Source organism: Streptomyces malaysiensis subsp. samsunensis (genome assembly GCF_024519315.1).
GTDB lineage: Bacteria > Actinomycetota > Actinomycetes > Streptomycetales > Streptomycetaceae > Streptomyces > Streptomyces malaysiensis.
This window is the reverse complement of sequence record NZ_JANIIC010000001.1, coordinates 52540-65776: the sequence shown is the minus strand read 5'-3', so window position 1 is coordinate 65776 and position 13237 is coordinate 52540. Positions and strand designations below refer to the sequence as shown.

14 protein-coding genes are annotated in these 13237 nt (G+C 71.3%); 7 read left to right on the top strand and 7 right to left on the bottom strand.

Annotation, left to right across the window (positions count from 1 at the left end; genetic code table 11):
- Positions 1-69 precede the first annotated feature (69 nt).
- The 3 genes from NQU54_RS00270 (at position 70) to NQU54_RS00260 (ending at position 2325) form a co-directional block, all read left to right on the top strand.
- Positions 70-645, top strand: coding sequence for a CGNR zinc finger domain-containing protein (locus NQU54_RS00270; RefSeq protein WP_257629206.1), 576 nt, complete (start codon positions 70-72; stop codon positions 643-645).
- An 89-nt stretch (positions 646-734) separates the two neighbouring features.
- A complete protein-coding gene (locus NQU54_RS00265; protein WP_257629205.1) occupies positions 735-1313 on the top strand; it encodes a TetR/AcrR family transcriptional regulator in 579 nt (192 codons plus the stop codon).
- Between the two features lie 109 nt (positions 1314-1422).
- On the top strand, positions 1423-2325 hold the full coding sequence (locus NQU54_RS00260) for an SDR family NAD(P)-dependent oxidoreductase (RefSeq protein ID WP_257629204.1): 903 nt from the start codon (positions 1423-1425) through the stop codon (positions 2323-2325).
- Here NQU54_RS00260 and NQU54_RS00255 read toward each other — a convergent pair.
- The 5 genes from NQU54_RS00255 to NQU54_RS00235 form a co-directional block, all read right to left on the bottom strand.
- Positions 2267-3409, bottom strand: coding sequence for a Cmx/CmrA family chloramphenicol efflux MFS transporter (locus tag NQU54_RS00255; RefSeq protein ID WP_257629203.1), 1143 nt, complete (start codon positions 3407-3409; stop codon positions 2267-2269). The two genes, NQU54_RS00260 and NQU54_RS00255, sit on opposite strands and share 59 nt — an antisense overlap.
- Before the next feature lie 336 nt (positions 3410-3745).
- Positions 3746-4171 carry a Fur family transcriptional regulator gene (locus NQU54_RS00250; RefSeq protein WP_069866000.1) on the bottom strand — a complete coding sequence of 142 codons (426 nt, stop codon included), beginning with the start codon at positions 4169-4171 and terminating at the stop codon, positions 3746-3748.
- Positions 4172-4316: 145 nt separating this feature from the next.
- Positions 4317-5189: a metal ABC transporter permease gene (locus NQU54_RS00245; RefSeq protein WP_079257576.1), complete on the bottom strand. Its 873-nt coding sequence runs from the start codon at positions 5187-5189 to the stop codon at positions 4317-4319.
- Position 5190: 1 nt separating this feature from the next.
- Positions 5191-6048, bottom strand: coding sequence for a metal ABC transporter ATP-binding protein (locus NQU54_RS00240; protein ID WP_257629202.1), 858 nt, complete (start codon positions 6046-6048; stop codon positions 5191-5193).
- Between the two features lie 11 nt (positions 6049-6059).
- Positions 6060-7028, bottom strand: a complete 969-nt coding sequence (locus tag NQU54_RS00235) for a metal ABC transporter substrate-binding protein (protein WP_257629201.1) — start codon at positions 7026-7028, stop codon at positions 6060-6062.
- Between the two features lie 150 nt (positions 7029-7178).
- Here NQU54_RS00235 and NQU54_RS00230 point away from each other — a divergent pair, with 150 nt between their 5' ends.
- Together NQU54_RS00230 and NQU54_RS00225 are read left to right on the top strand one after the other, a co-directional pair.
- Positions 7179-8561 (top strand): glycine--tRNA ligase, encoded by a 1383-nt coding sequence (locus tag NQU54_RS00230; RefSeq protein WP_257629200.1) that lies wholly within the window; start codon positions 7179-7181, stop codon positions 8559-8561.
- 136 nt (positions 8562-8697) lie between these two features.
- Positions 8698-8991 carry a hypothetical protein gene (locus NQU54_RS00225; RefSeq protein ID WP_231981465.1) on the top strand — a complete coding sequence of 98 codons (294 nt, stop codon included), beginning with the start codon at positions 8698-8700 and terminating at the stop codon, positions 8989-8991.
- Here NQU54_RS00225 and NQU54_RS00220 read toward each other — a convergent pair.
- The gene (locus NQU54_RS00220; protein WP_257629199.1) at positions 8960-9439 is read right to left on the bottom strand and encodes a hypothetical protein; all 480 of its coding nucleotides are present in this window, start codon (positions 9437-9439) and stop codon (positions 8960-8962) included. The genes NQU54_RS00225 and NQU54_RS00220 overlap by 32 nt on opposite strands.
- 321 nt (positions 9440-9760) lie before the next feature.
- On the opposite strand from NQU54_RS00220, the gene NQU54_RS00215 reads away from it, so the two are divergent.
- Both NQU54_RS00215 and NQU54_RS00210 read left to right on the top strand, forming a co-directional pair.
- The gene (locus NQU54_RS00215; protein WP_257629198.1) at positions 9761-10966 is read left to right on the top strand and encodes a sensor histidine kinase; all 1206 of its coding nucleotides are present in this window, start codon (positions 9761-9763) and stop codon (positions 10964-10966) included.
- Positions 10954-11610, top strand: a complete 657-nt coding sequence (locus NQU54_RS00210) for a response regulator transcription factor (RefSeq protein WP_257629197.1) — start codon at positions 10954-10956, stop codon at positions 11608-11610. Before NQU54_RS00215 ends, NQU54_RS00210 begins: the two co-directional genes overlap by 13 nt.
- A 107-nt stretch (positions 11611-11717) precedes the next feature.
- Here the strand turns inward: NQU54_RS00210 and NQU54_RS00205 are convergent, their stop codons facing one another.
- Positions 11718-13235 carry an MFS transporter gene (locus NQU54_RS00205; protein WP_372505724.1) on the bottom strand — a complete coding sequence of 506 codons (1518 nt, stop codon included), beginning with the start codon at positions 13233-13235 and terminating at the stop codon, positions 11718-11720.
- Between the last annotated feature and the right edge of the window lie 2 nt (positions 13236-13237).

The window sequence follows — 13237 nt, the reverse complement described above, 5'->3', positions numbered from 1 at the left end:
CCATCGTGAACCGGCTAAGCCGGTTCTAGCAGTTCTCCGAGCCACGCCGCAACCGGCTAAGGTGGTTCCATGCGTGCTGGGTTCCCTGATTTCCGCCTCGGTAAGGTGCTGGCGACCAGCTTCACGGGGACGCTGTCGGAGCGTTATGGCGACGCTGTGGAGCGCATTCCCACACCGGGCCGACTCGGCGACTGGCTGGCGGTGTACGGCCTCGCCGTGGACTCCTGTACCACTGCCCAGCTCGACCTCGCCCGGGAGCTGAGGGAGTCGATTCACGCCGCCGCGACGGCGGCCGCGATCCAGGACGCTCTCCCCGCGTCCGCTGTCCAGGTCATCAATGACTTCAGTGTTCGCGGTCGGGCCGCGGCGATCCTGACGCCCGAGGGCAAGCGGCGATGGCGGCTCGGCTCGGCTTCCTGCGTGGAAGATGCCCTCAGCGTGATCGCCGCCGACGCGATCAGCATCATCGCGGGCGAACGAGACGGAAAATTGGCCTTGTGTGCATCGCCGACCTGCCAAGCCGCCTTCTTCGACACCAGTCAGAGCCGCACCCGTAGATGGTGTGACATGAACACGTGCGGGAATCGTCAGAAGAAAGCGCGCTTCCATGCCAACCAGCGCAAAAACCCCAGGTCAGCGGATTGATCGTTACCTCGGTGCGGCCAAGTGGGCCCCACGTCCGCAACGCATCTGTCGCGGCGGGCCGTCATCGGTGGCCCCCTTATGCTGGGGTCGTGACACCGAAAGGCGAGCAGGGGCCTGTGCTGCGGGCGGATGCCGCGCGTAATCGCGCTCGGGTGTTGCGGGTCGCCCGTGAGCGGCTGGCCGCCGGGGATGACTCGCTCCAGTTGAACGCCATCGCCCGGCTCGCCGGGGTGGGCGTGGGGACCGTGTACCGGCATTTCCCCAATCGCCACGCGCTGTGGGAGGCGCTGTCGACCGAGCGCTTTCAGGATCTGGTCGATGAGGCGCAGGCGGCGGCCGCCGACGAGGACGCGCTCGCGGGGCTGCACCGTCTGCTGCGGTTCGCTCTGCTGCACGCGCTGAGCGATGCGGGTTTCGCCGCCGTGCTCGAATCCGCCAGCGATACCGATGTGCAGACCGCGGCGCTGAAGGCCGAACTCGACGGGGCTGTCGCCCAGTTGCTCGACCGCGCCCGCCGGGACGGCGTCATCCGGCGGGATGTCGAGGCGGACGATGTGCGCCGGTTGCTCTGCGGGGTCGAGCACGCCGTACGCTCCGGCGACAGCGACCCGGCGCGTACCGAGATCTACCTCGATGTCCTCCTCGAGGGGCTTCGTCCCCCGCGCTGACAACCAGCTCATCTCGCTAACCGGATAGGTATCCGGGCGTGCTAGCGCGCCTCCACCGAATCGGATACTTATCCGGTTGCGGGTCGGTGAGGCCGTGGAGGACAGACCTATGGGGCAGCGAGCAGTCGTGACGGCGGGGACCGGGGGGATCGGTCTGGAAACCGCGATGGGGCTGGCGGCGAGCGGGCTCGCCGTCACCGTGGTCGGCCGCGACGCCGAGCGCGGCGCCCGCGCGGTCGAGCGGATCGCCGCGGTCGCCACCGGGGGCGAGCCGCGGTTCGTGGCGGCCGACCTCGCGTCGCTCGGCGCCGTCCGGTCGCTCGCCGCCCGGCTGGCGGCCGAGGGGCCGCTGAAGGTCCTGGTCAACAACGTGGGTGCGATGTTCGCGGACCGACAGCGGACCGTCGACGGGATCGAGGCGACGTTCGCCGTCAACCACCTCTCGCCATATCTGCTGACCGAGTTGCTCCTCGATCAGCTCCGGGCCGACGGGCCGAGCCGGATCGTGAACGTCAGCTCCGGAGCGATCCGGGCGGCCAAACGCTCCTTCGACGCCGTCGAACCGCCGGGTGGCTACTACGCCTTCCATTGGTACGGCCGGGCCAAGCTGGCCAACTTCGTCTACACCCTGGACCTGGCGGAGCGCCTGCGCGGCAGCGGTGTCACGGTCTTCGCGGCCGACCCCGGCGGCGCCGCGACCGACATGACCAACGGCACCATGGGCTCACCGAAGATCGTCTCCCCGCCACTGCGCCTGCTGTGGCCGCTGGTCCGGCGGACCTTCGAACGCTCCACGGCGGGCCTCGCCTCCATGGCCGCCCGGTCGTCCGTCGCCGCCGCGACCGACGCCTCACTCGACGGCCGGACCGGGCTCCTCATCGGCCCCGAGGCCACCCCCGTCCCCGCCTTCCGTGGAAGCGGCGACCCCCGGACGGTCAAGAACGTGCTCAGGCTCAGTCGGCGGCTCGCACCCCTCGAAGAGCGACCGCCGTCGCGGCCAGGGCCGCGCTGACCCAGGCCGCGCCTCGGTAGTCGCCCGTCGTCCCGGTCGCGATGCCCGCGAGCAGCGGGCCCAGGAAGGCGCCCGCGTTCAGGGCGACCGTGGCGAATGAACCGCCCAACGACGGGGCCCGGGAGGCCGCCGTGTGCATGACGCGGGTGACGAGTGCGGAGCCGATGCCGAATGACAGGGCGCCCTGGGCGATCGTCACCAGGAAGAGCGGGGTTGTGCAGGGGCTGGTCAGCGCCAACAGCACCCAGCCAACCGGGAGGGCGCACAGCGCTAGGAGCAGGCCGCGCCCGAGTTCTCCGTCGGCCCTGCGGCCGGCCGTGGTCACGCCCATGAACGCGCCCGCGCCGAACGCCGCGAGGAGGGCCGGGACGGCGGTGTCGGGGAGGTGGGCGACGTCCGTGGCGATGACGGCCAGATAGGCGAAGGTCGCGAAGGTCGCCCCGTTGACCACGGCCGCGAGCAGCATGGCCGACCGCACCGGGCGCGACCGCAGCGCACGGGCCTCGCCCTTGAGCGAGATCTCCCGCCGGGCGGCCGCCGCGTCGGCGGGTGCCTGGTGGAAGACCAGGGCCAGGGCGGGCAGGCACAGGGCGGCCACGGCCCAGAAGGCGGAGCGCCAGCCGGACCAGTCGCCCAGCAGCGCGCCCGCGGGGACGCCCACCACGCACGACAGGGTGACCCCCGAGAGCAGGACCGCTGTGGCCCTTGCCTGCTTGGCCTTGGGAGCCAGTGTCGTCGCTACGGACATCGCCACCGCCAGGAAACCCGCGTTGACGACCGCGGCGATGACACGGGTTCCGAACAGCACGGCGAAGTCCGTCGTGACCGCGCCGATCATATGCACCACGACGAACGCCGTCAGGAAGCCCGCCAGCGCGCGGCGCCGCGGCCAGCGTGCGCTCAGCGCGGCCATCACCGGGGCGCCGACGATCATCCCGATCGCGTACGCGGACGTCAGGCTCGCCGCGGCGCCCACCGATACGGAGAGGTCGCGGGCGATTCCCGGTACCAGACCGGACAGCATGAACTCGGACGTTCCCTGCGCGAAGACGGCGAGCGCGAGGACGTGAAGGAAGACGGGCAAGAGGTCGACTCCAGCGATGCGATGAGCGTGCGCGGGCAAGAACGGCCGCGTGCTGGACGCCGATGAGGCGGAACCAGACACACGGAGTCGTGTCCGGTCGCCGGAAGCGAGATCGACCCAAGAGAATCGACCCGGGAGACGGGTCGGGTCAGTGGTCAGACAACCGCTCGCCGCCGGACGACCGGCGGCTCCGCTCTGTCTGATTCGGGGCTCGTCACATCGGGCACCGTACCCACAAGCCCGACCGGGATCAATCCGATTTCGGTGTGCCCCAACCGCCCCGGTACGCGGCCCAGTCGGGCGGAGCCGACCGGGCCCGGCCGCCGCTTCGGGGCGTCAATCCCGCGGAGCCTTGGCCGCGGCGCAGTCGCAGCAGGTGCCGAAGATCTCGATCGTGTGGGCCACGTCCACGAAGCCGTGCTCGGCGGCGATCGCTTCGGCCCATTTCTCGACGGCGGGGCCCTCCACCTCGACCGCCTTGCCGCAGGCGCGGCAGACCAGGTGGTGGTGGTGCTCCTCGCTGTTGCACCGGCGGTAGACCGCCTCGCCCTCCGTGGTGCGGAGGACGTCGACCTCGCCGGCGTCGGCGAGGGACTGGAGGGTGCGGTAGACCGTGGTCAGACCCACCGAGTCGCCCCGGTGCTTGAGCATGTCGTGGAGCTCCTGCGCACTGCGGAACTCGTCCACCTCGTCCAGCGCCGCCGCCACCGCGGCGCGCTGCCTGGTGGACCGGCCGCGTACTGGGGGACCCGCGGTCACCACAGCTGCCTCCTCAACCTCGCATGCTCCGTCGCTCTCGGGGCTCATTCCGCGCCCGGTGCGCCTTCTGCCCGGCCATTGTGCCAGTTATCGCTTGGGGGACGGACTCGGCGACGGGCTCATGGGCAGGGGGCTCATGGACTCCGGACTATACGAGTACATCGTCCCTCAACGTGCACCGTTCCTCGGCCTCGGCCGCCCGCTGAGCACGTCTTTTAGCCAAGGGCGCGGCCAGGGCCGTGATCACGGCGAAGACGCCGATGGCGAGGACGACGATGCTGGCTCCCGGCGGGACGTTCTTGTAGAAGGAGAAGACCGTGCCGGACAGGGTCACCACGACGCCGATGGCGATCGCCAGCGCGAGCGTCATCGCGAAGCCCCGGGTGGCCTGCTGGGCGGCGGCGACCGGGACCACCATCAGGGCGCTGACCAGGAGCAGGCCCACGACGCGCATGGCGACGGTGACCGTGACGGCCGCGGTGACGGCCAGCAGCAGATTGAGCGTGCGCACCGGAAGGCCGGTCACCCGGGCGAACTCCTCGTCCTGGCACACCGCGAACAGCTGGCGGCGCAGCCCCAGGGTGATCAGTACGACGAAGGCGGCCAGGAGGGAGATCGCGACGACGTCCTCGGGGGAGACCGTGGTGATCGAGCCGAAGAGATAGGTGGTGAGGTTGGCGTTGGAGCCGGTCGGCGAGAGGTTGATCAGCAGCACACCGCCCGCCATCCCGCCGTAGAAGAGCATCGCGAGCGCGAGATCGCCACGGGTCTTGCCGTACCAGCGGATCAGCTCCATGAGGATCGCGCCGAGCGCGGAGACGGCGACGGCGGTCCACACCGGGTTGGCGCCGGTCAGGAAGCCGAGGGCGACACCGGTGAGCGCGACATGGCCGATTCCGTCGCCCATGATCGCCTGACGGCGCTGGACGAGGTAGATGCCGACCGCGGGCGCGGTGATGCCCACCAGGACGGCGGCGAGCAGGGCCCGCTGCATGAAGGCGTAGTCGAGGATCTCGAGCATCTCAGGTCAGCAACCCTGTCCGGATCGGTTCGGCGTCGGCCGCCGCATGGGGATGGACATGATCGTGGCCGGGCAGCGCATGCTGGCCCACGGCCTTGGGCGGTGGCCCGTCGTGGACGACACAGCCGTCGCGGAGCACCACCGCGCGGTCGATCAGCGGCTCCAGCGGGCCGAGCTCATGGAGCACCAGGAGGACCGTGGCACCGGCGGCGACCTGCTCGCGGAGGGTGCCCGCGAGGATCTCCTGGCTGGTGAGGTCGACCCCGGCCATCGGCTCGTCCATGATCAGCAGTTCCGGTTCGCCCGCGAGGGCGCGGGCGATCAGCACGCGCTGGTGCTGACCGCCGGAGAGGGCGCCCACCGGGTCCCGGGCGCGGTCGGCCATGCCGACGAGCTCCAGGGCCCGCTGAACCGCCGCCCGGTCGGCCTTGCGCGGCGGGCCGAACCGGCGGCGGGCCAGCCGGCCCGCCGAGACGACCTCGCGCACGGTCGCGGGGACCCCGCTTGCGGCCGTGGTGCGCTGCGGTACGTAACCGATCCGGGCCCAGTCGCGGAAGCGGCGGCGCGGAATGCCGAAGAGGGTCAGCTCACCGCCGCTCAGCGGCACCTGGCCGACGACGGACCGTACGGCGGTGGACTTGCCCGAGCCGTTGGCGCCGAGCAGCGCCACGACCTCACCGCGGCGGACGGTCAGATCGATACCGCGCAGCACGGGGCGGCCACCGAGGGTGGCGGTGGCGCCGCGCAGGGATATCGGGTCCTCGGCGGTGGCCGAGGCGGGGCGGGCGGCCGGTGCCGCGGCCGTGGCTATGTCCGGCTCCTCGGTCACCCCGGTCTCCCGGGCCTCCTCGGCTTCCATGACTTCCTCCGTCACTTGGCGCCCAGCGCCCGCTGCAAAGCCTTCAGATTGGATCGCATGACCTGGATGTAGTCCTCGCCCTTGGACTTGGAGCCGATGCCCTCGATCGGGTCGAGCACATCGGTCCGCAGATGGAGATCGCCCGCCAGCGTCTTGGCCGTCCGGTCGCTCACGAGGGTTTCGAAGAAGACGGTGTTGACCTTGTCCTTCTTGGCGATGGTATGCAGCCCCTTGATCCGCGCCGGGCTGGGCTCGGATTCGGGGTCGAGCCCGGAGATCGCCTCCTGCCGCAGGCCGTAGCGCTCGGCGAGATAGCCGAAGGCGGCGTGGGTCGTGATGAAGGTGTCCGAAGAACGGTCCTTCAAACCGCTCCGGAAGTCCTGATCGAGCGTGTTGAGCTCCTTGACCAGGGCGGTGGTGTTCTTCTGATACGTCTTGGCGTGATCGGGGTCGGCCTTCTCCAGCGCCTTGCCGACGCCCTTGGCCACCTGGGCGTAGCGGACCGGATCCAGCCAGATATGGGGGTCGGCGGCGGCGTCGCCGGAGTGGGCGTGGCCCTCGTGGCCCTCCTCGCCCTCGTGGTGGTCGCCCTCTACCTCGGCGCCGTGGTCCTCGAGGGTGGTGTACGAGGTGGCGTCGGCGACGTGCTTCGGCTCGGCCTGGGCGATGGCCCGGTCGACGGAGGGCTGGAGCCCCTTGAGGTAGACCACAAGACCGGCCTCGGTGAGATCGGCGGTCTGCCGGGGGCTGATCTCCAGGTCGTGCGGTTCGACACCGGGCTTGGTCAGGGAGGAGACATGGACGGCGTCCCCGCCGATCCGCTGGGCGAGGAACTGCATGGGGTAGAACGACGCCACCACATCCAGCTTTCCGTCCTTCCTTCCGTCCCCGGCGTCGGAGGAGCAGGCTGTGAGGGTGGTCAGACCCAGTGCGGCGGCTCCGACGAGGGCGGTCATGGGGCTGAGGCGGCGTATGTTCATGACTCTCATTTTCAACAAAGATGGAAACGATTGTCAACAAGTGTCCTCTTGTTGATCGCTTCGGCTATCGATTTGATCCGGGGGGTGCCGCCGCCGGTAACCTGAAGCATTCGCTTCGTCGTCAATGTCGTCATCAATGAAGAGAGCACCGTGGCCGCCGACAAGATCGACACCATCGTCAGCCTCAGCAAGCGCCGTGGCTTCGTCTACCCGTGCAGCGAGATCTACGGCGGCCAGCGCGCCGCCTGGGATTACGGACCGCTCGGTGTGGAGCTGAAGGAGAACATCAAGCGGCAATGGTGGCGTTCCACGGTCACCTCGCGTGACGACGTCGTCGGACTCGACTCGTCCGTGATCCTGGCCCGTGAGGTGTGGGAGGCGTCCGGCCACGTCGCCACCTTCACGGACCCGCTGACGGAGTGCACCTCCTGTCACAAGCGGTTCCGCGCGGACCATCTGGAGGAGGCGTACGAGGCCAAGCACGGCCGGCTCCCCGAGAACGGCCTGGCCGACGTCAACTGCCCGCACTGCGGCAACAAGGGCAGTTTCACCGAGCCCAAGCAGTTCTCCGGCCTGCTCGCCACCCACCTCGGCCCGACCCAGGACTCCGGCTCGATCGCGTATCTGCGCCCCGAGACCGCCCAGGGCATCTTCACCAACTTCCTCGCCGTCCAGCAGACCTCGCGCCGGAAGCCGCCGTTCGGTATCGCGCAGGTCGGCAAGTCGTTCCGCAACGAGATCACGCCGGGCAACTTCATCTTCCGTACGCGTGAATTCGAGCAGATGGAGATGGAGTTCTTCGTCAAGCCGGGCGAGGACGAGAAGTGGCACGAGTACTGGATGGAGCAGCGCTGGAACTGGTACCGGGACCTCGGTCTCCAGGAAGCGAATATCCGGTGGTACGAGCACCCGAAGGAGAAGCTCTCCCACTACTCCAAGCGCACCGCCGACATCGAGTACCGCTTCAACTTCGGCGGTTCGGAGTGGGGCGAGCTGGAGGGTGTGGCCAACCGCACCGACTACGACCTGAAGGCGCACTCCGCGGCGTCCGGCCAGGACCTGTCGTACTTCGACCAGGAGGCCGGCGAGCGCTGGACCCCCTTCGTCATCGAGCCGGCGGCGGGCGTGGGCCGCGCGATGCTGGCCTTCATGCTCGACGCGTACGTCGAGGACGAGGCGCCCAACGCCAAGGGCAAGATGGAGAAGCGCACCGTGATGCGGCTCGACCCGCGTCTGGCGCCGGTCAAGGTCGCGGTGCTGCCGCTGTCCCGCAACCCGCAGCTCTCGCCGAAGGCCAAGGGGCTCGCGGCGGACCTGCGCAAGCACTGGAACATCGAGTTCGACGACGCGGGCGCGATCGGCCGTCGCTACCGCCGTCAGGACGAGATCGGTACGCCGTTCTGCGTCACCGTCGACTTCGACACGCTCGACGACAACGCCGTGACCGTGCGTGAGCGCGACACGATGAAGCAGGAGCGGGTCTCCCTCGACCAGATCCAGTCCTACCTGGGCGGCCGCCTGATCGGCTGCTGACCCGGTCCGGGCCCCGCGCCCGGACCACGGGCACCGGACATACACCCGACGACGGGCTCCGGCGCCGCGGACACGACGTCCGTGGCGCCGGAGCCCGTCGGTCGGCAGAACGGGGGGCAAACCAATCGTGCGAGGCGTGACACACCACATCACCGCCATCCGCGAGGACGGCACGGTCTTCGAGGTGAGCTACGGCTACGGTCCGGGGCAGCGGCGGCTGCTCGGCTGCCAACACTGCGACTGGCAGGAGCGGATCACCTACGGCGGCGCCCGGCACAAGGGGCTCGACCACCTCGCCCAGGCACACGGGGCCCTTGGCTCACCCCGGATGACCGCCGACGCGGCGGCGCGGCGCCAGGTCGTCCTGATCATGCTGGCCTGTTTCGCGGTGGCCGCGCTCATTCTCTGGTGGGCCGCCTCCCAGGGGTGATCGGGGTCCCGGGAGCGGTCGGCATCCCGGGGGCGACCGGTGGCCCAGGCGTCGTGGTGGTGCCGACCGTGGTCGCGTCGGTCACCGTCCGCCGTTCCCGGCCGAGCGCCAGCGCCGTGCACAGCGCCGCCAGCGGCAGCTCCGCGCAGACCGCCATCGCGACCGCCGACACCAGCTCCCCGCCCGGCGCGGCCGTCACCGTGTCCCACCACGCGTCCACCACCAGCAGCGCTGCCGTCGCCGCCGCGGTCAGCCGATGGCGGTCGTCGCCACGTCTGCGCAGCGCGGCGGTGGAGAGCAGCCCGAGCGCCTCGAGGGCGTCCAGGCCCACCCAGGCGGCGTTCCAGCGGCCGACCAGGGCCGTGGGCGGCACGGTCCTCCGGGCCAGTACGTACAGCCAGGGGACCAGCGCCGCCCCCGAGACCAGCAGCACCCACTCCGGCCGCACGCGCCGCCGTGCAAGCTCGCGCCGCCACGGAAGCACTCGCCGCCAGGGAAGCACTTGCCGCCACGGAAGCACTCGCCGTCGCGAAAGCGCGCGCCGCGTCCTCCGGGCGGTCCGCGGGCCGGTGGCGGGAGAGGACAGGGTGGCCATGGCGCGGATCTCCTTCCGGGCCCGGTCGGTCGTCCCGGGCGCTCCACCAGCCTCGTCGGCGCCGTCTGCGGTGTCGGTCACACCAGTTGCCGACTTGGGGTGGCACCAGGTGCACCCCGACTCCGGGCATCCGGTCCAGCGCGCGGCCGCTCGGGGCCGCTCCAAGGTCGTCGCATGAGCCTCCGCACCGCGATACGCCCCGCGTTCGGACGTTCGCCGCACCGGCTGGGGCGCGACGTCCGCTTCGGCTCCGCGGGCATCGCGGTGCAGTTCGTGGCCTGGGCGGCGCCGATGAGCGTGCCGTGGGTGATCTACGACAACGCCTCGTCGCCGGTGGACATCCTGCTCGCGCTCACCGTCCCGCTGATCGGACCGGCCGTGGCCACCCCGCTGCTGACGCGTGTGCAGCGGCAGCGGTTCGCGGCGCTGCTCGACGTCGGGATCACCGGCCCCCCAAGGGCCCGGCGGCAGCTGTGGTACCACCTGCTGGCCGGTCCGGCCGTCGCCTTCGGCGGGGTGCTGGCCTGGGGCTTCGCCCTGGGGGGCGTGGTGGCCACGACCGTGTTCCTCTGGCGGCAGCAGGCCGGACGGCTGAAGTTCCTGCCGGACGCCACGTCGGCCGCGTACCTCACCGTGGGCGGCTGCGCCCTGCTGGCCCTCGCGTACTGGCTCATCGCCGCCCTCGTACGGCTCGACACGCGCGCGGCGACCGCCTTCCTCGGGCCCGGCCCGGCGGCGGAGCTGGAGCGGCGGGTCGAGGACCTGACCGAGAGCCGTGCGGGCGCGGTCGACGCGGCGGACGCCGAGCGGCGCCGTATCGAACGCGATCTGCACGACGGCGCGCAGCGGCGGCTGGTCTCCATGGCGGTCAACCTGGGCCTGGCCAAGGCCACGATGGACGATCTGCCCGAAGCGGCCTGCAAGGTCATCGACGAGGCGCACCGCGAGGCCAAGGAGGCCATCGAGGAGCTCAGCAACCTGGTGCGCGGGCTGCACCCCGCCGTCCTGGACGAACTCGGCCTGGACGCCGCCCTCTCCGGTATCGCGGCCCGCGCTCCGCTGCCGGTGCGGCTGCGGGTGGACGTCCCCGAACGGGCCGCCCCGACGGTGGAGGCCGTCGCCTATTTCGTGGTCTCCGAGGCCCTCGCCAACATCGCCAAGCACGCCCGTGCCACCCGGGCCGGGGTCGGGGTCGTACGGGCCGGGGACAGGCCGCGGGTGGTGGTCGACGACGATGGCGCCGGAGGCGCCGACCCCGCCCGCGGCAGTGGTCTGGCGGGGCTCGCCCAGCGGGTGGGCTCGGTGGACGGCACCTTCGACATCAGCAGCCCCCTCGGGGGCCCGACCGTCATCACCGTGGAGCTGCCGTGCGCGCTGTGATCGCCGAGGACTCGGTTCTGCTGCGGATCGGCCTGGTCAAGGTCGTACAGACCGCGGGCTTCGAGGTCGTGGCGGAGACGGACGACGCCGAGGGGCTGCTGGCGGCGGTCGAGGAGCAGCGCCCGGACATCGCCGTCGTGGACGTCCGGATGCCGCCCGGTTTCACCGACGAGGGCGTACGGGCGGCCCTGCTGATCCGGCGGCAGTGGCCGGACACCGCCGTGCTGCTGCTGTCGCAGTACGTCGAGGAGCGGTACGCGGCGGACCTGCTGACCTCCCACACCAGCGGGATCGGCTATCTGCTCAAGCAGCGGGTCGCGGACGTGGAGGAGTTCATCGACGCGCTGCGGCGGGTGGCGGGCGGCGGCACCGCGCTGGACCCGCAGGTCGTGGCCCAGCTGCTGGTACGACGGCACAGTGATCCGCTGGACCGGCTGACCTCGCGCGAGCGCGACGTCCTGGAGCTGATGGCCGGCGGGCGGTCCAACGCGGGGATCGCCGGGGCGCTGGTGATCAGCGAGAGCGCGGTGGCCAAGCACATCAACTCCATCTTCGGGAAGCTGGACCTGCCGGTCGCCGAGGCGGATCACCGCAGGGTGCTGGCCGTACTGCGCTTCCTGGGCGTGGGCCGAGGGGCGCCCTGAAGGGGCGCGGTGCCGTGCCGATGCGCCGCGGCCCCGCCGCGTGGGCGGCGCCCGGCCACGACGGCGCCGCGGACGGGTTACGACACCGTGCGGCAGCCGCGGACGGGCTACGACACCGCGCGCGGCAGCCGCAGGCTCAGCAACAGGGTCAGCGCGATCGCCCCCAGCTGCGCCACGAGCGTGATGATCAGCGCGTTGGCCATGCCCGCCGACGGCGCCAGGGCCAGGAAGAGCGTGCCGAGCGTCGCCACGCCCAGCGCCAGGGCCGACTGCTGGGTGGTGACCATCACGCCGCTGCCCACTCCGGCCCGTTCGTTCGGCACATCGGCGAGCACGATCCGGATCAGCACCGGAAGCTGGAGCCCCTGCCCGAACCCGGCCAGCGCGACCCCGGGCAGCAGCCCGGTCAGCGACAGATCCGGCCAGTCACGCCATACGGCCAGTATCAGCAGCACGATGCCCACCGCCTGGATCAGCCCGCCCGCGGTCACCACACGGCTGCCGTACCGGCCCACCAGACGCGGCCCCATCAGCGAGGCCACGAAGAACGTCGTCGCCATCGGCGCCAGTGCCAGCCCCGCGTCGACCGGCCCATACCGCAGCCCCTGCTGAAGCGCGACCGCGATGACGAACATGAAGCCCCCGAAGCCGATCGAGAACGGCACCACCATCGGCAGCCCGCGCCGCAGCCCTTGCAGCGCGAACATGCTCGGCGGCAACAGCGGCGTCCGGCCCGCCCGTCGCCCGCCACCACCCTCAAGGGAGCTGCGCGCTGCCTGATCTGCCCGGTCCGCGCGCCGCTCCACGACGTAGAACGCGGCGGCCAGGAACGGGAACGCGCCCAGCGTCAGCCAGGTCCACAGCGGCCAGCCCGCCGCCTGGCCCTCGGTCAGCGGCACCATCAGCGTGATCAGCGACAGCGCCAGCAGCACGGTGCCCGGCAGGTCCACCGGCGCGGGCCGGTCCGAGCGGGTCTCGGGGACCGTACGGACCGAGAGGAGCAGGCCGATCAGCGCGACCGGCACATTGACCAGGAAGACCGCGCGCCACCCGGTGCCCGCGATGTCCGCGGCCACCAGCACACCGCCGAGGATCTGCCCGGCCACCATGGAGAGACCGGCCGTCGCGCCGTACATGCTGAGCGCGCGGGCGCGGCGCGAACCGCTGGTCGAGGAGTGGATCGTGGCGAGCACCTGGGGGAGCATCAGCGCGGCCGAGGCGCCCTGCGCCACCCGGGCGCCCACCAGGCTCCAGGCGTCCGGTGCGAGCCCGCAGGCCAGCGAGGTCAGCCCGAAGGCCGCCATCCCGGCGAGGAAGAGCCTGCGCCGTCCGAAGGTGTCGCCCAGCCGTCCGCCGAGGACCAGCAGCACCGCGTACGCCACGCCGTATCCGGCGACGACGAGCTCCAGCACGGCCGGACCGGCGTGGAGATCGCGGTCCATGGTGGGCAGGGCCACATTGACGATGAAGAAGTCGATCAGGGGCAGTGCCGCGCCCAGCAGCACGGTGAACAGCCCGAGGGGGCTCAGCGCGGGGCCCGAGGAGGTGCGGGGCCGGCCGGTGGTCTTCGCGGCGTCCGGGCCGGGGGTTCTGTTGCGTATCGTCGGAATCTGCGTTTCGCTCACGC